The following is a 21,336-nucleotide window of genomic DNA, read 5'->3' on the forward strand; positions in this document are numbered from 1 at the left end:
TCATGCACGAGCATACAGCTGCGGCTCCCCACCAGGTCTTCGAATGGGCGGGCGATAGCATCGCAGGGCCTCGTATAAGTGTGTGTCGACTCGAAGTCGATTCCAGCGTCGGACTCGAGCGCCTGCATGCAGCGCTCGGCAACGTCTGGCAGCGTCACGAGGCCCTGCGCAGCCGGTTGCTGGTCCCTGAGACCCGGCGTCAACCAGTGGTGGAGCTGGTTGAGTCCGCGCCTCCGTTGATTCGGGTTTTAGCGCAGGCGGCCGACCCGCTGTCCGCTAAGACGACTCTGGCGACCAGCCTGCTGCACATGCCGTCGGTGAGTGATGACTGGCTGGGCGATATCGTTATCGTGCCGGCTGCCGTCGGGCCGACGTTGGTGGCTTTGCGCCATAGGGCGGTGTTGGTCGATCCGGAAAGCTGGGTACTGCTGTGTCAAGAGCTGGCTGCTGAAATACAAGGGTTGCCATGTGCGACACGGCTGGACTTTTGCGAAGTGGCCGGCTGGCTCGAAAGCCAATGCCCGACGCCAGCGGAGCCAATCGCCGAGACCAGCGCCTGGGCCCAGGTGGCCGAGGCCCCGGCCGGTTCGGTAGCGGCTCAGGATAGTGATCGGGTCGATCGCGTAGTGTGCCTGGCAGCCTTTACCGCCGTCCTTGCGCGCTTTCGCGTCGATGGCGCGCCGGTCATGGCTGTCTCCAGGTCCATCAGGGCGATCATCGGAGACAACGCCGGTGTCGGTGCTTACCGCGTCGCCGCGCAGGTTGCTGTCTCGGCAGACCCGCAGATGTCCTTGTCGGCGCTGGTGGCTGCCTTGCAGAGCGATACTGCCCTGGATCGGACCCCACCACTGGCCGCGATGCCAAGGCTTGCGGATGCGAGCCTGGCCTGGATCGATACGCCGCAGGCGACGATGGGCCCATTGACACTTGTGGGAATTGAATGGATGCCCGGCGCCGTGCCACTGGCACTGACCTGCCACCGCCTGGGTAGCAGTTTGCAGGTTCGGCTCTATCACGATCCCCGAGTGATCGATACCGCGACCGCAGAAGCGCTGCGCCTCGCATTTGCCTGTGGGCTACAGGCCGCTCTGCAAGCGCCCGACACCCTGATCGATGACCTGCCGCTGACGTTGCCGCAGGCCGCCGTATTGACCTCCCGTGGCCCCCGGGCCGAGGGATGGCAGCGCCCCTTCCTGAGCCTGTTCGAAGACATCGTCGACCAGGATCCGTCAGCCATCGCTATCGAGCGCATTGGCACGCAGACGGTTCTGAGTTATCGCGAGCTGGACCACTACGCTCGACGTATCGCCAGTGACCTGAAGCAGCGCGGGGTAGGCCGCGGGGATGTGGTGGCGGTGGTTCTGCCGCGCAGTATCGATTTTGTCGCGGCAATCCTGGGCGTGCTCAAATGCGCAGCGGTGTTCATGCCGATCGCACCCTCTATGCCTGCGCCGCGCCTGAACGCATTGCTGGCCGGGGCCGGGGCGGTAGTGGCGCTGGGGGCCGCCCAGACCCTTGCCAATAAGCAAGACGACAGCTGCGACTGGATCGACATGGCGCGGATCGGCCATGACGACCGGCCTTTCCCCCTTGATCCGGTTGATCCGGAAGATATCGCCTACATCTTGCACACTTCCGGTTCCAGCGGCTTGCCCAAGCCGGTTGAGCTGACTCAAGGAGGGTTATCGAACTACTTGTTGTATGCAGCGCGGCACTATGCCTTGGCCGAGGGGCGCGGAGCGATCGTGCAGTCGCCGGTTACCTTCGACTTGACGCTGACGGCTCTGTTGGGGCCGCTGGTGGTGGGGCAACGCTTGTTGCTGGTCGAGGAAAGCGAAAACGGACACGGGACGGGCTCAGAGGTTGAGCAGGTCTGTGCGTTGCTGCGTCGCGGAGACGCCACCTTGCTCAAGGCCACGCCGTCCTATCTGCGCCTGCTCAACACTCTGTTTGCGGCCGAGTCGCTGTCTGGAGCGGTCAGGGTGCTGGTGGTGGGAGGGGAGGCGTTGCCTTTTCCGGTCATCGAACCTTGGCTCAACGGTCCTCGCCCTGCTCGCGTGTTCAATGAGTATGGTCCGACCGAAACGGTGGTCGGCTGTGCCTGGGCACAGATCACAGGCCTTTGGCCCGAAGGCGCGCCGGCGCCCATCGGCGGGGCCATTGATAATGTGCATTTGAGTGTGCGCGATCGTCAGTGCCGAGTGCTTCCGGTGGGGGCCATCGGCGAAATCTGTGTCACCGGCAGGGGCGTCGGGCGTGGCTATCGCGGCCGTGAGGAAGAGACCGCCCTGCGCTTTGTCGCCACCCCCGAGGAGCCGGGAAGGTTGTATCGAACCGGCGACCGGGGCCGGATGCGATTCGATGGCACGCTGGACTATCTCGGGCGTCTGGATGATCAGCTCAAGCTCAATGGCATTCGCATCGAACCCGGAGAGATCGAGCGTTGCCTGGAGTCGGCAGTGGGCGTCAAGTCGGCGGCGGTGGTCAAGTCCGGCGTCGATGGCGGTATCGAAACCCTCACCGCATTTGTCAGTGTCGATGGTGTTGCAGCAATCGAGCCGCAAGCCCTGCGTGAATATGTCCGTGGCGTGCTTCCCGCCGCGTTGGTCCCTGCCCGTATTGCGGTGCTGGCGGCGTTGCCGCTCACTACAAATGGCAAGATCGACCGTAACGTTCTGACCCTTCAGGCTAGCCAGATGGTGGCGCTGCCCAACGTTGCGCCACCAGAGCCCGCGGCCTCGGCGCTGGAGCACGCGCTGTTGGCTGTTGTCACGCAAGTACTGGGCTGTGCCCGGATCGGCGTGACCGATGACCTGTTCGATCGGGGTGCGGACTCCATCCGCTCGATCTCCATCGTTGGCCTGGCTGCACGCGAAGGTATCCATTTCAGCGTCGCCGATGTCTTTGAACGCCGCAGCATCAGGTCGCTGGCCCAGGTCACCAGTGCGGCCGGCAGCGCCGCTGCCGGCATCGAACCTTTTGCCCTCCTGCAGGCGCAGGATCGTCAAGCATTGCCAGTGGGCATCGCGGATGCCTATCCGATCAGTCAGCTCCAGGCCGCGATGATTTTTCATTACGAGCTGGAGCGCGATAACGCGGTCTACCTCGACGTCTTCAGCTACCGACTGAAGTTTTCCCCCAATCTTGATGTCCTGCGTCAGGCGGCGCGCTTGCTGGTCACTCGTCATGAGACCTTGCGCACCACCTTCGCCATTGCCGGCTACAGCGAGCCTCTCCAATTGGTACACGAGCAGGGAATGGATATCCTGGACATCGAGCACCTTGGCGGTCTGGATGACAACGTGCAGCAGGCACGCATCGTCAGCGCTTTCGACGAAGAGAAAGCCCGTTCCTTCGACATCGAAAAATTGCCCCTGGTGCGCTTGCGCGTGCAATGCCTGGCCCCGGACAGCGTGCAACTGACGATGAGTTTTCACCACGCGATCATCGATGGCTGGAGCGATGTCAGTTTGCTGATGGAGCTGTTCGGCCTGTACCGGGCGTTGCTGGACAACCAGGTGCTGCCGCCAGCGCCTACGACCCGCTATGCCGACTACATCGCTCTGGAACAACAAGCGGTCGCTTGCGCCTCGACGCGTGATTTCTGGCGACGCTATCTGCAGGACGCGCCATCGGGACTCTTGGGCCAGCCAGTGCGTGTTCCAGGTGAGGGGAGTGGGGTCGAGATCATTCCCGTCGCCATCTCGCAGGAGCATGCGGTGCTTCTGCGCGGGATCAGCGCCACCCACTCCCTGCCGCTGAAAAGCCTGTTGTTCGCCGTGCATTTGAAGGTGCTCAGTCAGATGAACTGCCAGGCGGACTGCCTGACGTCCATGGTCATGACCGGGCGTCCCGAGCATGTCGATGGAGAAAAACTGGTCGGGCTGTTCATCAACAGCGTGCCGATCCGGGCCAGGGTAGAGCCCGGCTCCTGGGTGGACCTTGGGCGAGTGGCGCTGGAGGCCGAAGGCGAGGTACTACCTTATCGCCGCCTGCCGCTGGCACAGATCCAGAACATCAACGCGGGCGCCAGGTTGTCCGATACGCTGTTTTACTTCACCCACTACCACATTGCTTCCGACCTTGAGAGTCTGGGAGTCAAGTTGCTGGAATTGAAAGCTCATGAGGCCTCTAGCTTCAAATTAGTGGCCAACTTCTCGGTCGATCCGTTCGATGACAGCATTAAGTTGACGCTGGCCATCAAAGGCGATGTGCTGTCCCGCGCGGACCGCGTGCGCCTGACCGCGCTCTACGGGGCGGCGCTCGCGGCCCTGGTCGACGACCCGCTGGAGACTCATGATGTGGTTCCACTGTCTGCGGGCGATGAGCTCCGGTCGATCGAACCGGCGTTTGACAACAAGACAGTCGTCGACAGTATTCGCAGGGTTATCGCCAGTGTCCCTGCCGCCAATGCCGTTATTTGTGGCAACCGTTCGTTGAGCTATGCCGAGTTGGGGATGCTTGGTGAGCGTGCGAGCACGAGGATTCGCGAACGGGTGTGCGCAGCGGGGCGCGTGGCGGTCCTGGCGGCGAGGTCGGAACGTTACATCGCTGCGCTGGTCGGGATTTTCGCTGCGGGGGCCATCTATGTGCCTCTGGACCCTGCGCACCCGATGGCGCGTCGCCAGGCGATTTTACGCGATGCCCAGCCCGGCCTGATCATCACCGATGATCCGGCCTCGGTGGAGGGCTGGCCCCATGTGACTCTGGATGAGTTGCTGGCGCCGACGGATGGCCGAGTGTCGACAGCTCTCGACCCGCGTCCCGAGGACGCCGCGTACCTGCTGTACACCTCGGGTTCGACGGGCAACCCCAAAGGCGTGCTGGTCTCCCACAAAGCCCTGGCGAGTCTGTTCGCGGCAATGACCCATCGTCTTGGGGATGAGCAGGGCGGGATATGGCTGTCTCTGACCTCGGCCGGTTTTGATATTTCGCTGTTGGAGCTGCTGTATCCCCTGGTGCGCGAGGGGACCATCGTGGTCCATGAAGGGCCGCAGGCGTTGCTGCCGTTACATCGCGCACCGGTCGAGCCAGTGGTGAACTTCAGTCTGTTTTTCTTTGCCAGTCAGACAGGGCCCGAGGCCTATGAGTTGATGCTGGAAGCGGCTCGTCGAGCCGACAAGCTCGGCTTCCATGCCATCTGGACGCCGGAACGCCATTTCCATCCGTTTGGTGGTCCATTCCCCAATCCGGCTGTCAGCAGCGCGGCCTTGGCTGTCGCCACTGAAAATCTGCAAATCAGGGCCGGCTCATTGGTGTTGCCTCTGCATGATCCCGTGCGGGTCGCTGAAGACTGGGCGATGGTCGATGTCCTGTCAGGCGGGCGGGCAGGTATCGCGATTGCCACGGGCTGGGACCAGAACGATTTTCTCCTGGCGCACGGAGGACCGCAGAATTTCCAGCATCGGCGAGAAATCACGTTGGCGGCCGTCAACACTTTACGCGCGTTGTGGCAAGGGCAGATGGTAACCCTGGATCGTGGGACGGGTGAGCAGATGATTTCGACCTTCCCGCAACCCGTTCAAGGCCAGATACCGCTATGGCTATCGGCTTCGAGTGCGGGCGAGACATTCGAGACCGCCGGGCAAATAGGAACGGGTGTGCTGACTCATCTGTTGGCCCAGGATGTAGCTGCGTTGCAGAACAATATCCAGCGTTATCGCCGTGCCGGTGGTACGCAGGGCACGGTCAGTCTGATGTTGCATACTTTTGTGGCGGCGACTCGGACCGAGGCCGAGGAGATTGCCAGTGGACCTCTCAAGCACTACCTGATGTCATCCGTGGACTTGGCTCGTTCAGTGTTTGGACAGACGGTGAATACCGGCATTGAAGACGATCTGGATTATCTGGTCGATCGGGGGCTTGAGCGCTACATGCAGAGCGCCAGCCTGATCGGCAGCGTGCAGGACTGCGTCGAGCGTGCGCGTGGCTTGATGAACATCGGCGTAAACGAGTTTGCTTGCCTGATCGATTTCGGTGTCGGCAGCGAACAGGTTCTGCACAGTCTCAACCATCTTGACCAGGTGCGTCGGCAGTTGCAGGTTTGCCCCCCGTCCTCACAGGATGATCACTCTGTCGCCGGGTTGTGCGCCCGGCATGGCGTTACTCACCTGCAATGCACGCCCACCGTCCTGCGGGAGCTGCTCAGCGATAGCCAGAGCCGCACCGCCATCGCCGCACTCGACACCGTGCTGATCGGTGGCGAGTCGTTGCCTCGGCATGTCGCGGATGATTTGTTGCAGATTGTTAGTGGCAGGGTCTTCAACGTCTATGGGCCTACTGAAACAACCATATGGTCGGCGGCATGGCGCGTAGTTCCTGGGCCAGTACGGATTGGCTCGGCGCTGGGCAACGGCGCCATTCATCTTGTGGATGCCGACAACCAGTTGGCGGCTGAAGGTCAGCCAGGGGAAATCTGTATCAGCGGCGCGGGGCTGGCCGAGGGTTACTGGCATCGGGAGGCCGAGACCCGATCAGCGTTCTGTACGCTGCAACTGGCGGCGGGCGCGCAGCCGATCAGGGTCTATCGCACCGGTGATATCGGACGTTGGGACGCCGCCGGGCAACTGGAGTTCCTGGGGCGTCAGGACCGTCAAGTGAAAGTGGGTGGGCAGCGCATCGAGCTGGCAGAAATCGAGGAGCAGATCCGTGCCGTTCAGGGCGTCGCCGATGCGGCCTGTGCCATTGACCACGACGGCGCGATTGCGGCCCTGGCGACACTGTATCCAGGTGTCGAGGTCGATACGGCGAAAATTCGCAGTCATCTGCAACAAACGCTGACCAGTGCCATGCAGCCGCTTGCCCTGGCCATCGCCGCGCTGCCGAAGAGCCCTAATGGCAAACTCGACAATGCAGCCCTGATTGCCATTGCCCGTGGGCAGCATCAGGTGCCTGTGCCTTCAGCCGTGCAGCCTGCAACGTCAGCGTTGAAGATCAAGGATGCACGCTGGAATGAGATCGCCCGAATCTGGGAGCAGACACTGCTGACGCTTCCTGAGGATGAGCAAAGTGATTTCTTCAAGTCCGGAGGCAACTCGCTGCGGGCGATGGTGATGTCCAGTCGCCTGAGTCATCAGCTGGGGACCAAAGTATCGGTCCGTACCATTTTCGAAAACCCCAGGTTTGGCGAGCTGCTTGTCGCCTTGAGCGCCGATGTGCCGCCAGCGCGACAGCCCGTCGGGCAACTGCCGGTGGCGGAGCTTTCGCCGGTCAGTTTTTCACAGGAACGCCTGTGGCTGGTGGACAGGATTTTGCCTGATCAGGCGGCCTACAACGATTCGATGCTGCTCAGTGTGGCCGGTGATATCGAAAGCGCGATGATTGTCAAAGCGCTGGAGCAGATCAGCGCTCGGCATGATGCGCTGCGCATGACGTTCGAAGAACACGATGGGCGGGTGCAGGCCAGGTTCAATCAGCAGGCGGCCCTGGACTTTTCCATGCTGGACCTCAAGGGCGTTCCACCGCACGAGCGTGTCGCCGCGGCCCAGGCGCATGCCCGTGAGCAGGCTCGCCTGCCTTTCGACCTGGAGCACGGTCCTTTACTGCGTGCGCGCTTGTTACGTCTTGAAGATAACCATCATTACCTGCTGGTCACGGTGCATCACATTGTCTGCGATGGCTGGTCCCTGTCGATAATGCTCAACGAATTTTCGACGTTGCTCAGCGGAGCCCATCAAGCGTTGCCACCCATGACGTTCAGCTTTCGTGAGCACATCGACACCGAGCGCCGCCGCTTGACCTCTGAGCGTCGGGCCGTGTTGATCGATTACTGGACCAGGCAACTGGATGGTTTGCCAGCGCCTTTGGAGTTGCCGCTCGATTTCGCAAGATCCAAGGCCGAAACCTTCCACGGTGCCATCGCCAGTCATGTAGTGCCCAGCGCCGTTCTGGCCAGGCTCGATGAGTTTGCCGCGGCCGAGGGTGTCAGCAGTTACATGGTGTTGATGGCGGCAGTCGCTGCGGTCCTGGGACGCTTCAGTGGCCGTCGGGATATCGTTCTGGGCACCGATGTCGCCAATCGTTTTTCCGAGTCCTGCGCCGATGCGGTGGGGTTGTTCGTCAATCAGATGGTCTTGCGCACCCGGCTGACGGGTGAACAGAGCTTTCGAGAGCTGGTCAATACCGAGCGCTCGACAATCCTTGATGCACTGGACCACAGCGACTTGCCGTTCAACGAGTTGATCGACGTGCTTTCACCGGCTCGCGATCTGAGCCGGAACCCGCTGTTCCAAGTGGCGTTCACCTATCAGGAACCGATGGACTACAGCCAGCTTTCCGGTGCCGGCCCCACCCTGAAAAGGATACCGCTGGACATCGGGATCTCCCGGGTGGACTTGGAAATCAATGCCACGCGTAATGCTGAGGGCTTGTTGATCGAAGCGATTTTCAATGACCGGTTACAACGGCGCGAGAGCATCGATCAACTGCTGAGAGCAGTCGATGTATTCCTGGAGCAGGCCCTGCTGGCCCCGGACACCGGTGTGCAGGAGATCGGGTTGTTGACCGCATCCGATCGTCAAGTGCTGGAGGTCGGCCTCGGTAGTTCTATTGTGGACTATGGACTGGATTCGCCGAGCCAGATGCTCCGCATCTGGGCCGAACGGACCCCGGATGCCATCGCCATTTCCGGAGAAGATGGCACTTACACCTACGGGCAGTTAAGTGAGCGGGTCGACGCACTGGCGCGCGGGCTTGCCGAACAAGGCATCCAGCGCGGTTCGCTGGTGGCGACCTGTCTCAAGCGAGACACATCACTGGCAGTGACGATGTTGGCCTTGTGGCAACTGGGCGCGGTTTATCTTCCCATCGATCCGGACCATCCGCCGAGCCGTTCGGTCCAGGTCTTGCGCAAGTCCGCGGCCCAGGCTGTGCTGACCTGTGAGGCGCTGGTCGAACAAGCCCGGACGCTGGACTGGGAGGGGCGTCAGCTGATGTTCGAGCACTGCCTGATTGCCGGCGATCCGTTGCCATTGGCACACGGGCTGCAGCGAGAGCCGGCCTATGTGCTGTTCACTTCCGGATCGACGGGTGCCCCCAAGGGTGCGATTGTCCTGCATGAGGGGATGATCAATCACCTGGGAGCGAAGATTGCCGACCTGGAACTCGGCGTGCAGGATCGCCTGGCACAAACCGCTCCCCAGACCTTCGATATTTCCATCTGGCAGTACATTGCGCCGCTGATGATTGGCGGGTCGGTGCACATCCTCGACGATGAAACAGTGCGCGATCCCGGCTTGCTGATGCAGGCGTGCGAGGCGCGTGCAATCACCGTGCTGGAGACCGTGCCGTCCTTTCTTGAGCTGCTCGTTGGCCTGGCGCAACGTCGTGATACGCCTTCATTCACGACCTTGAAAGTCATGATTTCAACCGGGGAGGCCCTGGCGGTGATGCTCTGCCGTCGCTGGTTCGCGCTGTTCCCGGGCATTGCCTTGCTGAACGCTTATGGCCCGACGGAATGCTCCGATGACGTGACTCATCATCTGATGACGCAGGCGCCCACGGAGGACCTGGCGTGTATTGCCATAGGTCGCCCGGTGGGCAATGTGCGCCTGTATGTTCTGGACGATACCGACCAGCTGTGCCCGCCGGGCGCGGTAGGCCAGTTATGCGTCGCCGGCATTGCGGTGGGGGGCGGCTATCTGAATGACATTCAAGTCACGGAGCGGGCGTTCGTCGCCGACCCGTTTGACCCGGATTGTGGCACTCGAATGTATCGCACCGGTGATCTGGCGCGCTGGACGCCGGATGGACTGCTGGAGTATCTGGGACGCATAGACAACCAGGTGAAAATACGCGGCTGCCGTATCGAACTTGGTGAAATCGAAACGTTGCTCGATCAGGATCTACTGGTCAAGCAAAGCGTCGTGACCGTCGTTGACGATGACCAGGGGCGCAAGCGCCTGGTCGCATACGTCTCCCCCGACTGGTCCTACGTCGAGTCCACCCTGGACCAGGAAATGCAGAGCGGCCGGCAGCAGGAGTGGCGCTCGGTATACAACTACTTTTACGAAAACGAAGCCGCGGGAGCGATTCAGGGACCGGTTGATCCGACCTTTGATACGACTGGCTGGAACGACAGTTTTACCGGGGGTTCGATCCCGGCTGTCGAGATGCGTGACTGGCTGGATCAAGCCTTGGGGCGGATGCAGGCATTCAAGCCACGGCGGGTACTGGAAATCGGTTGTGGTACGGGCATGGTGCTGTTCGGGTTGGCCGGTTCCTGTGAACGTTACGTTGGCCTGGACTTCTCGGAACCCGTGGTGCAGCGCTTGAGTGGCTTGCTGACGACCCTGCGGCCTGAATGGCAGCACGTGCGCCTGGAACATCTGGCCGCGGACGAACTCGCCCAACTGGATGAGGGTGAATTCGACCTGATCGTGCTTAACTCGGTGGTGCAATACCTGCCCAGTTCCGCCTATTTGATTAATGTGCTGCACCAGGCCGCTGGCAAGCTCTCGGCAGGCGGGCGAATCTACCTGGGGGATTTGCGCAGCCTTGAGTTGCAGGAAGTCTTCCACACGGCCATGGCGGCGAACGATGCGGCGGACTATCCGCTGGACCAATTGTCCGCCCGCGCCAGCAGCGCGATAGTGCAGGACAAGGAGCTGTTCCTGTCGAGCGGTTTCTTTGCCCGTTTGATGACCGATCCGGCGTTCGCCCTGCGTTCTCCAGGATTGCTCACGTGGTTGAAAACCGGTGGTTTCGACAATGAGCTGACCCGCTATCGATTCGACGCGGCCTTGACCTTCGATGTTCAGAATTCCCCCGCCTGTGAACAGTTGCCGTGGCAGGCATTGGAGGACGATGCCCAGGCTCTGGAGCAACATTTGCAACACCTGGGGCGCAACAACTTGCGGGTTTCCGGCGTTCCCAACCGACGGCTTGAACGGGACCGCCAGCTTGCTGCGCGGATCGCCGGTCAGGCGCCAGGCATGAAGGAGGCGCCGACTCTGGATTTCTTTCAGCAACTGGCGAGCCGTCACGGCCTGCTGCTGCAGTCGCGTTTTATCGAGGACCAGCCATTTGTCTACGACCTGCTGTTTCAGCCCATGCTGACGGGCTGGCCGGCATTCCCTGGCCGCGGGGCGGGTTCCAATGAGCCGCTGCGCAACCGTGCGATGCAACCGATCATGCTGCGGCTCAGGGACCATATCGGCGAGCATCTTCCCGATTTCATGGTGCCCCACAGCATCACCGTGCTCGATCGTTTGCCCTTGACCCTCAACGGCAAGATAGACCGCAAGGCTCTGCCAAAACCCTTGTTCGGTGGCATTGATGTTCCGTTGCAGGACATGCAGCCGCGAACCCGGACCGAGGAGATCCTGGGTCGGATCTGGCAGAAGGTGCTCGGTCTGTCCACTGTCGGTCTGCGCGACAACTTCTTCAGCCTTGGAGGGGACTCGATTCTGGCCATCCAGATCGTTTCGGCCGCCGCACGCGAAGGGATGCGTCTGTCGCCTAAACAGGTGTTTCAGAACCAAACGATTGCGGAGCTGGCGGCGGTCGCCAGTGTAATCCAGAGCGCCAGCGAGGAGCGGGCAGCGGATGGCAACTGCCCATTGGCGCCCATCCAGGCCGAGTTTCTGGGGCGTGACCTGCCGCTACCCCAGCACTGGAATCAATCTATTCTGCTGGGAGCAGAGCAACTGCTTGATGAACAGCAGGTCCACCGCGCACTGGATAAGGTCACTCGATGCCATGATGCCCTGAGGTTGCGTTTCCGCCGGCTCGGTGATGGTGGCTGGCAGCAGCGATACACTGCCAGCGGTGCCCTGTTTGAACTGCGGGTTTTGCTTCCGGGTGAAACCCTGGCTCAGGTCGGGAGCGAGCTCAATGCCGGTATTTCCCTGGAGCACGGTCCTTTGCTTCGCGTCGCGCTGCAAACGGGTGCGCAACCGCGATTGTTGCTGATCGCTCATCACCTGATCATTGATGGCGTGTCCTGGCGCGTCCTGCTTGATGATCTGGACCGAGCCTTGCGCATCCCGCAGGAGTGGCGAGCGGATGCGCGCAGTGCCAGCTATCGCACCTGGGTGGAGCGACTTATCGCAGTGGCGGAGTCGCGATCGTTGCGGGTGGACTTTCCCTACTGGATGGAACAGTCACGCCTGGGGGCGGCCCACCCGATTGCCGGGGCCTTGACCGGCGTCGAGTCCGGGACCGAAGTACTGGGCGGCCCGCTGTCCGAGGAACTTTCGAGCCGTATCTTGCAGGTGGGAACCGGTGCACGCATCGAAGAGGTGTTATTGACGGCGCTGGTGCTGGCGTTGCATCAGACCAGCGGCTGGTCCGACGTGGTGCTGGCCAGTGAAACCCATGGCCGTGACCTTTTCGACGACATCGATGTGTCACGCACCCTTGGCTGGTTCACAACGCACTTCGCGGTGCGCTTGCGCCTGCCTCGCGACGGCGCGGTTGCCGACGCGCTGGGGGCGATCAGCGGCCAGCTGCGACGGGCACGCTCGCTCGCCGCCAGTTATGGAATCTTGCGCACCTATGACCCTGATCCCGAGTTGCGCGCCAGCCTGGCCAATCAGCCTCCGGCGGAGCTCGCCTTTACCTATTACGGGCGCACGGCGGGTGCCAGCGAGGGATGCGGTCTGTGGCGGGTCGAAGGTGATACCGGGGCGGTACGTGCGGCGGTCAATGGCAGTGAAACGGCGCTGGAGGTTAGTGCTCTGATCATCGGGCAACGCTTGTCGGTGTTCTGGACGGTCGAGCTGTCACGGCTTGATCCGCAGTATGTCGCCAGGATCCAGGCCGTGTATCCCCAGGCATTGGCCCAGGTATTGGAGGTGGAGGACGAGCATGCGCTGGATCTGTCTTTCGCGGAGGAGGGTGTGCTGGCGGCGGCTCTGAGCGAGTTGATGGACAACACCACGCAGGACTGAACTAACGATGTACGGGCGGTTGTCGAGCCTACTTCATTGAAGAGACCAGGAGGTCGCTATGTTAGCCAACACTTCGCTCGATCTGATTATGCGTGATGTTTTTCTGGAACTGCCCGAGTTTGTGCCTGGCTGTCGCACCGTACTGAAACTCGAAGGGCACCATATAACGGGATCAATCAAAATCAAGCCGGCCATTGCCTTGATCGAGGCTGCTGAAGCACGCGGCCTGGCCACGCCAGGCCTGACCACCTTTATCGAGTCCTCTTCCGGCAACCTCGGCGTGGCGATGAGTTGTGTGTGCGCAAGTAAGGGCTACGGCTTCATTTGCGTCACTGACCCCATGGTGACGCAGGCCAATCTCAAGGCCATCCATGCATATGGCGGGCGTACTATTGTTGTCGACCGGCGTGATGCCAATGGTGGCTTTGTCGGCACGCGCATTGAGACCATTCGCCAGATCTGTGCCGAGGACCCCAATTGCGTCTGGCTCAATCAATACTCCAACCCCGCGAACGCACAGGCCCATCGGGAGCAGACCGCTCAGGAAATACTGCGATCCTTTTCCGCGCCTGAATGGTTGTTCATCGGGGTCGGGACTTCCGGTACGTTCATGGGGTGTGCCGAGGTGTTCAAGCTGGAGTCGCCTTCCACGCAGCTGGTTGCTGTCGATCCGGTCGGATCCGTGAGTTTCGACAGAGCGCCTGGGAAACGACTCATCCCGGGGATAGGCGCCAGCCAGAAACCACAATTGCTGGATGCGTCGCAAGCCGACTTCGTAGTATCGGTGACCGAGCGCGATACCATCGCCACCTGTCGCGATGTGGCCCGTCGTTACGGCATCCTGCTCGGCGGCTCATCAGGGTCGACCTTGGCAGCCATTGCGACGCTTTCGCCGCAAATGACCCGTGGTGACACCCTGGTGGTCATTGCCCCTGATCTGGGCGAGAAGTACCTCGATACCATTTATGATGACGCGTGGGTCGCTCGACATTTCTCCAGTGAAAACCGTGCAGTGGAAATGTCTTCATGAGCACCGGGACTTCGTTTGTGATAGTCGGCGGTGCGGCCATCGAGGGCATTCTGTCGGGGCAGCATCGTCAGGTCATGGACGTGATAGCCCTGGCTTATCGACTTCATGGTCAGGGCGACTCGATAAACCCCGACAGCTACTTCCTGCGTTTTCCACAAAAACCCGATGCACGGATCATTGCATTGCCGGTGTATCTGGGGGGGGAGGTGAACACTGCAGGATTGAAGTGGATCGCCAGCTTTCCAGGGAACATTCAGCAGAACCTGCAACGCGCCTCAGCGGTGCTGATTCTCAATGATTTTGCCACCGGATACCCCAGGGCCGTCCTGGAGTCCTCGTTGATCAGTGCGCACCGTACTGCCGCTTCCGCGGCGTTGGGGGCCGGAGCGTTATCGGGTGGTTGCCGCAATGTGCGCAAGATCGGCATCATCGGGGCGGGGGTGATAGCCCGGCAAACGTTGGATTACCTGTTCGCCGATGGCTGGTCGGCCGAGGAAATCGCGGTCCATGACCTGAGGTCGGAGGATGCCCAGCGCCTTGCCGGATGGATCAATCAAAAGGACAGGGGCGAGGCCCGAGTCGTGGGCGATTCACGTGCCAGCTGTGAGGACGCGCAACTGATCGTGCTGGCGACGACGGCCGCGTCCCCCCACCTGGTCGACCCCGATCTGTTCGCCCATGCACCGACGGTTCTGAACATCTCTCTGCGTGACATAGATCCGGGCCTGATACTCGACGCGCAAAATGTGCTCGACGATGTTGACCACTGTTTGAAAGCGTACACATCCCCCCACTTGGCGGAAATAAAGACCGGCAGCCGGGCGTTTGTCGCCGGTACTTTGCACGAGGTGCTTACGCACCGTCTGTTACCGGATCCTGCCCGCGCGCGCATATTTTCACCTTTTGGCCTGGGGGTGCTGGACATCGCGCTGGGTGATTTTGTCCTTAAGGCGGCACAAGCCAGCGGGCATGCGATTGAAATCGATAACTTTTTTGCCAGCACGGCACGATGGTGAGTCTGATGACAGCTGATAGCTTAGAAACAATTGATTCCCGCTGGACATCCTCGCTTGACCTTGCTGCGGTTCATAAAGCGGCGCGGCGTCTGGAGGGGATGATCGTTCGTACTCCAGTACTGGAGTCGGAAGCGCTTAACCGAGCCGCTGGCGCCAGGGTTCTGGTCAAGGCAGAGTCATTGCAGAGCGGCGGGTCATTTAAGTTTCGCGGTGCGCTCAATGCATTGTTGGCACATGCGCAGCGTCCTCAAGAAGTGGTTGCCTATTCTTCTGGCAATCACGCCATCGGAGTAGTGATGGCATGTAGGCTCCTGTCGATTCCCGTGACAGTGGTCATGCCACACGACGCCCCTTCTATCAAACTCGCAAAAGTTCGTGAGGCTGGCGGTAGAGTCGTGTTCTATCACCGAGACCGAGATGATAGAAATGCTATTGCCGAGCAAATCTGTGCGACGCGTGGGGCTTTGTTGATTCCCTCCTTCGATGATGTCGAGGTCATTGCGGGACAGGGCACCGTTGCCTTGGAATTGATCGAGGCAGCGCATAATAAAGGGTACACGCTAGACCATATTTTTGTGCCCTGCGGTGGAGGTGGGCTGGTTGCGGGCAGCTGCATTGCGGCCAGTCAGGCACAGCAGCCATGCTCAATCATTGCGGTTGAACCCCAGGGCTATGATCGTGTGGGGCGCGCCCGTCGCGTCGAGTCCCCAGAAAGGAATATCAGCACATGTGGGTCAATTTGTGACGCATTGTTGACGGCAATGCCTAGCAGACTGCTTTTGAGTTTGTCGGAGTTCAGCACATTGGGTACTTCGTGTGTTGATGACGATCAGGTGGCTTATGCGGTGCGTTTCGCTTATGAAGAAATGGGCTTGATGCTTGAGCCTTCTGGTGCAATCGCTCTAGCGTCGGTGCTTGATGGAACTTCCAAAGTAGAAGGAAGTTTTTTTGGTGTCATTTGCTCAGGCGCAAATGTTGACCAGGAAGTTCACGCGCGTTGTGTGGCTCGTGCGCGATTCGTCTGACGGGCGCCGTACAAGAAGCATTGCGCGGAGGGGAGCTGCCACTAAAATCTATACATGGGTCTTGGGATTAGTGCAGCTTGGCGCGATGTTTTTACATGTGTGAAGTGGAGGGGCGATGGAAAATCGAGAGCTAATTGCTATTGAAGCAGCCGAATTCGAATATCTGCAATTCAGGGTAAGGAGCTTGCTCGACATAGCGGGTAACCCCTTTGGCGCCAAAACTGAAAATGAAGGGAGGGTCAATAGCTTTTCTGTTGAGGCGAGTGCAAGTCCTATGTTGAACCGAATTTATGGGGATTTAGTTTCAAGTGCTGATGAAGTCAGTGCGTTAATAGTAAGATACAAGAAGCTCCTGGCGTTGCCAGTGGTCGGGCTGTTACGCAAAACACAAAAAACTATTTTGGTGGATGGGCAGTCATTAGATTTGTTAAAGGGGTGGACGCATGTCCAGCTAGGATGTGGTATTGATCAAGTAAAAGTATCAACTTCTTCTTTTTTGGTGGAAGAGGTTACCCACGAAACATTGGATTTATTTTTGAAGCTTCATGCCGAAGGGTTTTGCACGAACTTATCGGACCGAAATGTAAATAAATCAATATTTAGTGCTTTATTGATGGAGGGTCGTGCGCGCCTCTACTTGATTAAAGTTGAGGGTAGGGCTGCTGCTGGTTCTGTGCTATGGCTTGCTAGCAACGGTGTAGGATACCTAGGTACTGCGGTTACAGCTAAACCTTTCCGCGGCATAGGCTGCCATCAAGCCTTGATTTCACACCGTATAACAAAGGCAAGGGAGTATGGCTGCAACTATATCGCAGCAACGGCCTTGCCTACCTCAAAGAGTAGAAAAAATCTTGAGAAACAGGGGCTTATGATGAGTCATTGGCAGTCGCTTTATAGGTAGAATTTTAGTGCTATGCATCTTGCGCAGTATCTAAGGGTCACATGAATAATCTAAGCTAGCCATTTTTTCGTAGAGGTAAATTTGACAGCACGGATTTTGGCTATGATTGTGACCATTCTGAATAATTCGATCAAGCTAAAAAATAAACTAGTGCTCTTGTAGCTCATCTCCGCTTTAATAAATTAAAGCGGTGGAAGATCTTTATTTGTTTTTATCTGTGCCTTTATTTCTCTCATCGAACTGTCTTGTCTGGTTGGTAAATGCTCGCGCGGGCCCACAAGGCCTTCTGAGAGATCTTTAGATAGAAAAAATACACTTGCAATTGATAATGAGCAAAGTAATAAAATGGCGTATTTTAGGTGTGGTGGCAGCATTCCTAACTCCATTTATAATTGCAGCCCGTTACATTTTTTGGCTGGTGCGACAGTGATGGTAGACCATATCTGAAAAATGTCTAAAGACTCTACGAGTAAATTCACATGAGGCTAAAAGCCTCTCACCAAGCTGGGGCTAGTTGATAAATGCACTAGCAAGCTGTAGGCGGTTTTTGCTGAGGTCGACTAGGATGTGCTTCAGTTTGGTTTGCTGGATTTGGTCAGACTTACGGTCAAAAGACAAACATAAGTCTTATTCACTGGGTGCCGTGTTAATTTTACTCCGCAGTGGGCCGCGCCGAAATGTCGGTCTGAAAACATTGCCCCGAGAGGACTATCGTCTTCGCAGCGTGGCAATAGACCGCTATCTGTCGTCAGTAAAGAAACGCGCATTTAGCGCTATCAGCTCAAAAACAGCCACCAGCACGCAGAATGCAACAAAGCCGCGCGTGAAGACCCTGCGAGGCTTTTAAACCAGGCTCAGGTTTCAACGATGCCAAAAACCAACTCACGGCAATCGCAAAGGCGTGACGGCCTGATCGGCAACGAACGGGACGAGGATACTATACGAAGCGAATTACGAGGCCGCCGGCTTCTATCGGGTCGACCAACCGCGGCGCGGGGACATGATCGTGATGGAAGTCGGGCGCACGGTTTACCCGAACCACGCCGGGCTTTTTTCGTTCCCATTCTCCCAGTGCTACATTGCCCGCCTTTCCACAGGAATGACCTGCATGAAATTGATCGTGTGGACGAGCGCGGGAGGGAAAGCAGTGCCAGTGATTTCTTGCTATTTGGAAATCTCGTAGACTGCAACGCTTTTAGTATCAATCAAAGGAATGAGTTCGTGGCAAGCAATCACACTGTTACCTGCCCCCACTGTATGAACGAAGTGCCATGGGGCGCTCAAGTCTGCCGAGGTTGTCAGGCCGAGGTCCGTTACGGTACTCCCCAAGGCGTCGCGGTCTTTTTCCTGATTCTTTGTGTTGTTGCGGGGTGGTGGGGAGCCAAGCTGTTCCATACCTTCATCACGACTAACTCGACAGTGCTCTGGGTTGTCTTTGGCGCTATTTTCCTGCTGTGCGTGCTTGCATCTCGAAAAATCTGTAAGCGACTATATGACGGTAAAACGGTTTTTCGGCGCTTCTATCGAAAGTAGATCTGCCGCGGCAGCATGAGCCCAGCCCTGCGCTGGGCTTTTTCGTTTACGCTGATCCAAACAGGCAACAAAAAGCCCTGACTTAGCCGGGCTCGTTAAAAAAAACCTCAGCGCGAATCCACCTCTTTCGCGATCTCGGCGGATGATTTTTCCCTGCGCCTCTGAAGCCAGCTATAGAACGCATGTACCGGATGGAGGACGGCAGTAAGCACGCCAAGCAGCATGATGATGAAAATGATGATCAGCGGGATGCTTTCGTGCGAAAACATGGTGGGTTACTCCTGTAGTCACTATGTCGGAACCCGCAGACTAGACGCATAGAACAATGTTTTCGATGAACTTATGTTCATCCTCGGGTGCGTCAATTGTGCTACGGCTAGATTCGCCAAACTGGTCGATTTCAGATGTCAGCAAGCCATTATCGCGCAGTCTCTGTGGGCAATTCTTCAATACGCGCGTGGTTCGTAAAACTGCAAACCAGTGATGTCTTCCAGCCCATTCCACAGGAGTGACCTGCATGAAATTGATCGTAGGGGCTTTGGCCCTGGCGTTGCTGTCTGGCTGTACTGATAGCGGCCCAATAAAGGTCGGGCCCGATACCTGCACGATTTCGACGCGTGTTCCCTTCGGCGGCCGGCACCATGCGCCTGATCGTGGTGAGCTTCAGCTGATGGGATATGGACTTGAGTTCAAGAACAACAGCGGTACGGTCATTATCGATTCTGAGTATGCGAGGCTGATGGTGATCTCTTCCGGTCGGTTCGCCCCGACCGAAGATTCAGGACTTGGGTCAACGACGTACTTTGCGCGTCCGGTGACATCCCAAGAGCCGCCGCTGGTGTTTGTCAGACCGGACACGGTCGGCGGGGTTGCCGGCTTGTGTCGAATGCGCCTGATCGGATCGGCCGGCAACTGGACGGGGTTTTACGTCCGCGCCTATGACGCGAACTTGATGCTCGAATAACCAGCATGGCAACACTCGGTTTTACGCTGAGCGGCCTGGAAGAAGTCCACGGTGTTCTGTACGCGCAGTCTTGGTATTGCAGGGAGGTTTGATTGTGTTTCGGTCGGCAGGACGCCGGAGGTCGGGGCGAAACGGGCTGAGTTATGGAACGCGCCCATAATAGTTATGGAACACATCCCGAGCGGTGAGGTTTTCACCAAACCCCAGAAGCGACAAAGCCCTGACTAATCAGGGCTTTGTCGTATAAAAATGGCGGAGGCGATGGGATTCGAACTCATGGACCTGTTACAGTCGACGGTTTTCAAGACCGTTGCCTTAAACCACTCGGCCACACCTCCGTTTGCGTTGCGGGCGCCATAATACCTGAATGAAACACACTGTCAAACTCTCTGCATGGCTTGTTACAGAGCGTCTGTTATGATCTTTGCGACTGAACGTTTCAAACCAACAGGAGTGTCGCCATGCGCGAACAGGATTACGCAGTTAATAACAGCGTGCAGGCTGAGCAGCTAGAGGTTAGCCGCGTCCTGCGCAACACTTACGGCTTACTCGCACTCACCCTCGCATTCAGCGGCGTGATGGCGTTTGTCGCGCAGCAGATGCGTGTCGGCTACCCGAACGTCTTCGTGGTACTGATCGGCTTCTACGGCCTTTTCTTCCTCACCAACAAACTCCGTGACTCGGCGTGGGGCCTGGTTTCTGCGTTCGCGCTGACCGGTTTCATGGGTTTCCTGCTCGGCCCGATCCTCAATCGTTACCTGGGCATGCAGGGCGGTGCGGAAGTGGTCAGTTCGGCCTTCGCGATGACCGCGCTGGTGTTCGGCGGCCTGTCGGCTTATGTGCTGATCACCCGTAAGGACATGAGCTTCCTCGGTGGTTTCATCACGGCCGGTTTCTTCGTGCTGCTGGGTGCGACACTGGCGAGCTTCTTCTTCCAGATCAGCGGTCTGCAATTGGCGATCAGCGCAGGTTTCGTGCTGTTCTCCTCGGTGTGCATTCTGTTCCAGACCAGCGCCATCATTCACGGCGGCGAGCGCAACTACATCATGGCGACCATCAGCCTGTATGTATCGATCTACAACCTGTTCGTCAGCTTGTTGCAACTGTTCGGCATCATGAGCCGCGATGATTGATCGCCAGCCTTGAGTAAAAAACCCGCTTAGGCGGGTTTTTTATCGTCTGGGGTTTGGCTCAGGACGCGGGGTTCAACCCGGTTCGTGGCAACAAACGCAGAGTTTGTTGCCGTCCGGGTCGCGCATGTAGGCGCCGAAGTAGTCTGGATGATAGTGCGCACGCAAGCCGGGCGGACCCTCGCAGGATCCACCATGAACCATGGCCAGTGCATGACAGCGGTTGACGATCTCGCGACTCGGCGCAAGCAGGGCAATCATCTGCCCATTGCCCGGTGTGGCCGGCTGTTCGTCGAACGCAGTGCCAATGACGAACAGTGGACGAGGTGCATCCTTGCTCATCCATGCCGCCCAGGGTTTGTCGGGGTTGCAGAATTTCATCTGCAGATTCAGTGCATCCATGATCGGTTGGTAGAACGCCAATGCACGATCGAAGTCGGTGATGCCGATAAAAATGTGAGACAACATTTCGCCTGCTCCTTACTCGGCCACAATGATGCTGCCGTCGGCCTGCTGCCGATAAATAGTGTAAGGCAGCAGCATGGTGTCGAGTGCGCCGGAAATGACTACGTCGATCAGCACAAAGGGCGTGCCGTTGTTGTATTGGTACTCATTGATGCCCGGGCCTGGAGGCGCATGCAAGCTGCAAAAGTCGTAAGTCACGCCGCTATAGATCCGTGGAATCGCACCGCAGTAGGTTTTCTGTTCCTTGAGACTCTTCACCGCCGCTTCGTCACTGCGCACCACCGTCTGGAACGTACCGCAACCTGCAAGCATCACCGCTGCCAGTAGCATGGCCTGAGTTTTCATACCGCCAATCCTTCGTCGGAAAGGATCAATCTACGCT

9 protein-coding genes, 1 tRNA gene and 2 pseudogenes are annotated in these 21,336 nt (G+C 58.5%); 8 read left to right on the forward strand and 4 right to left on the reverse strand.

The window, feature by feature from the left end:
• The first annotated feature begins 2 nt into the window (after positions 1-2).
• From QMK51_RS11480 to QMK51_RS11505, 6 genes and pseudogenes are all read left to right on the forward strand, one after another.
• On the forward strand, positions 3-12,890 hold the full coding sequence (locus QMK51_RS11480; protein WP_320394105.1) for a non-ribosomal peptide synthetase: 12,888 nt from the start codon (positions 3-5) through the stop codon (positions 12,888-12,890).
• A gap of 58 nt (positions 12,891-12,948) precedes the next feature.
• Positions 12,949-13,920 (forward strand): 2,3-diaminopropionate biosynthesis protein SbnA, encoded by a 972-nt coding sequence (gene sbnA / locus QMK51_RS11485; protein WP_320394106.1) that lies wholly within the window; start codon positions 12,949-12,951, stop codon positions 13,918-13,920.
• Positions 13,917-14,936: a 2,3-diaminopropionate biosynthesis protein SbnB gene (sbnB, locus tag QMK51_RS11490; RefSeq protein ID WP_320394107.1), complete on the forward strand. Its 1,020-nt coding sequence runs from the start codon at positions 13,917-13,919 to the stop codon at positions 14,934-14,936. Before sbnA ends, sbnB begins: the two co-directional genes overlap by 4 nt.
• Before the next feature lie 5 nt (positions 14,937-14,941).
• Positions 14,942-15,961 (forward strand): threonine/serine dehydratase, encoded by a 1,020-nt coding sequence (locus tag QMK51_RS11495; RefSeq protein ID WP_320394108.1) that lies wholly within the window; start codon positions 14,942-14,944, stop codon positions 15,959-15,961.
• A 115-nt stretch (positions 15,962-16,076) separates the two neighbouring features.
• Positions 16,077-16,862 (forward strand): GNAT family N-acetyltransferase, encoded by a 786-nt coding sequence (locus QMK51_RS11500; RefSeq protein WP_258700207.1) that lies wholly within the window; start codon positions 16,077-16,079, stop codon positions 16,860-16,862.
• A 937-nt stretch (positions 16,863-17,799) separates the two neighbouring features.
• Positions 17,800-17,916: pseudogene (locus QMK51_RS11505) on the forward strand (phage tail protein); the annotation flags it as partial.
• A 586-nt stretch (positions 17,917-18,502) separates the two neighbouring features.
• Here QMK51_RS11505 and QMK51_RS11510 read toward each other — a convergent pair.
• Positions 18,503-18,664: a hypothetical protein gene (locus QMK51_RS11510; RefSeq protein ID WP_258700208.1), complete on the reverse strand. Its 162-nt coding sequence runs from the start codon at positions 18,662-18,664 to the stop codon at positions 18,503-18,505.
• Positions 18,665-19,065: 401 nt separating this feature from the next.
• On the opposite strand from QMK51_RS11510, the pseudogene QMK51_RS11515 reads away from it, so the two are divergent.
• Positions 19,066-19,344, forward strand: a pseudogene (locus tag QMK51_RS11515) (hypothetical protein); the annotation flags it as partial.
• Positions 19,345-19,609: 265 nt separating this feature from the next.
• On the opposite strand, the gene QMK51_RS11520 reads toward QMK51_RS11515, so the two are convergent.
• A tRNA-Ser gene (locus tag QMK51_RS11520) sits at positions 19,610-19,697 on the reverse strand.
• 123 nt (positions 19,698-19,820) lie between these two features.
• Here QMK51_RS11520 and QMK51_RS11525 point away from each other — a divergent pair.
• A complete protein-coding gene (locus QMK51_RS11525; RefSeq protein WP_258700224.1) occupies positions 19,821-20,492 on the forward strand; it encodes a Bax inhibitor-1/YccA family protein in 672 nt (223 codons plus the stop codon).
• Between the two features lie 72 nt (positions 20,493-20,564).
• On the opposite strand, the gene QMK51_RS11530 is transcribed toward QMK51_RS11525, so the two are convergent.
• Both QMK51_RS11530 and QMK51_RS11535 read right to left on the reverse strand, forming a co-directional pair.
• Positions 20,565-20,957: a VOC family protein gene (locus tag QMK51_RS11530; RefSeq protein ID WP_320394109.1), complete on the reverse strand. Its 393-nt coding sequence runs from the start codon at positions 20,955-20,957 to the stop codon at positions 20,565-20,567.
• Between the two features lie 12 nt (positions 20,958-20,969).
• Entirely contained in the window at positions 20,970-21,299 is a 330-nt protein-coding gene (locus QMK51_RS11535; RefSeq protein ID WP_320394110.1) for a YceK/YidQ family lipoprotein, read from the reverse strand.
• Positions 21,300-21,336: the final 37 nt, after the last annotated feature.

This window comes from Pseudomonas sp. P9_31, assembly GCF_034008235.1.
GTDB lineage: Bacteria > Pseudomonadota > Gammaproteobacteria > Pseudomonadales > Pseudomonadaceae > Aquipseudomonas.

Coding starts and splice junctions, on each gene's coding strand:
- QMK51_RS11510 (WP_258700208.1), bottom strand. CDS start 18,664: ATGTTTTCGCACGAAAGCATCCCGCTGATCATCATTTTCATCATCATG.
- sbnA (WP_320394106.1), top strand. CDS start 12,949: ATGTTAGCCAACACTTCGCTCGATCTGATTATGCGTGATGTTTTTCTG.
- QMK51_RS11525 (WP_258700224.1), top strand. CDS start 19,821: ATGCGCGAACAGGATTACGCAGTTAATAACAGCGTGCAGGCTGAGCAG.
- sbnB (WP_320394107.1), top strand. CDS start 13,917: ATGAGCACCGGGACTTCGTTTGTGATAGTCGGCGGTGCGGCCATCGAG.
- QMK51_RS11535 (WP_320394110.1), bottom strand. CDS start 21,299: ATGAAAACTCAGGCCATGCTACTGGCAGCGGTGATGCTTGCAGGTTGC.
- QMK51_RS11495 (WP_320394108.1), top strand. CDS start 14,942: ATGACAGCTGATAGCTTAGAAACAATTGATTCCCGCTGGACATCCTCG.
- QMK51_RS11500 (WP_258700207.1), top strand. CDS start 16,077: ATGGAAAATCGAGAGCTAATTGCTATTGAAGCAGCCGAATTCGAATAT.
- QMK51_RS11480 (WP_320394105.1), top strand. CDS start 3: ATGCACGAGCATACAGCTGCGGCTCCCCACCAGGTCTTCGAATGGGCG.
- QMK51_RS11530 (WP_320394109.1), bottom strand. CDS start 20,957: ATGTTGTCTCACATTTTTATCGGCATCACCGACTTCGATCGTGCATTG.